Annotated in this window: 1 protein-coding gene; it reads left to right on the forward strand. The window is 34.3% G+C overall.

What is annotated here, in order from left to right:
* A partial coding sequence (locus B5P42_RS31220) for an IS4-like element ISBce2 family transposase (protein ID WP_113736064.1) occupies positions 1 to 972 on the forward strand: 972 nt, incomplete at its 5' end.
* Between the last annotated feature and the right edge of the window lie 68 nt (positions 973 to 1,040).

Below are 1,040 nucleotides of genomic sequence, written 5' to 3' on the forward strand. Positions count from 1 at the left end.
AAAATTCAATTAGAGTATGACTTGTTGAGTGGAGAGTTTTCTGATGTGAAAATTGAACCAGGAAAACGAAGTGATCAGGCATATGGGGCGACTCGAATGGACATGACACAAAAGAATGAACTGTATATTCGTGACTTAGGGTACTTTCGTTTACAAGACTTTAAATCGATCCAAGATAAGGAAGGGTATTATTTATCACGTCTTAAATTACCAACTAAAATATATAGAAAAGAATTCGAAACAGTGGTATTTAAAACAAAACCTGCTCAATTGAGACCGGTGTATATACAAATTCATTTGGAAGACATCATGAACCAATTACAACCTGGCCAAGTGTATGAATTACATGATGTATATGTAGGGAGCAAAGACAAACTACCCACTCGCATTGTGGTTTATAGATGTACAGAGGAGCAAAAACAGAAACGTCTACATGATCGAGCTATTCGTGAAAAGAAAAAAGGGATTACATATACAGAGCGTACGAAACTTTTACAAGGAATTACGGTATATATGACAAACATTCCTACGGAATGGGTACCGAAAGAGAAAATCTATGATTTATATTCACTGCGTTGGCAAATTGAGCTGTTATTTAAAATATGGAAATCTTGGTTTCAAATTCATCGTTGTAAATCTATTAAACAAGAGCGATTAGAATGCCACCTTTATGGACAACTCATTAGTATCCTATTATGTTCTTCTACTATGTTTAAAATGAGAGAACTCCTGTTACGTAAGAAACAGAAAGAACTAAGTGAATATAAAGCGATGTACATAATTAAAGATTATTTCTTACTTTTTCATCAAGCACTACATAAAAACACCCAAGAATTATCAAAGATTCTCCTTCGTCTGTTTAACCTCCTACAGCGAAACGGACGAAAATCTCACAGATATGAGAAAAAAACAGTCTTTGATATTTTAGGTGTTGTGTATGAGTATACCACTTCTGCCCATCAGGTAGCATAGCGAAAAATTTGAAACCCGTCAGGGTTTATTTGATGTGCCTACTTTTAGGCTATCTATAAAAGATAATA

The sequence above is a fragment of the Bacillus sp. SRB_331 genome (assembly GCF_003264175.1).
GTDB classification, from domain to species: Bacteria; Bacillota; Bacilli; order Bacillales; family Bacillaceae_G; genus Bacillus_A; species Bacillus_A mycoides.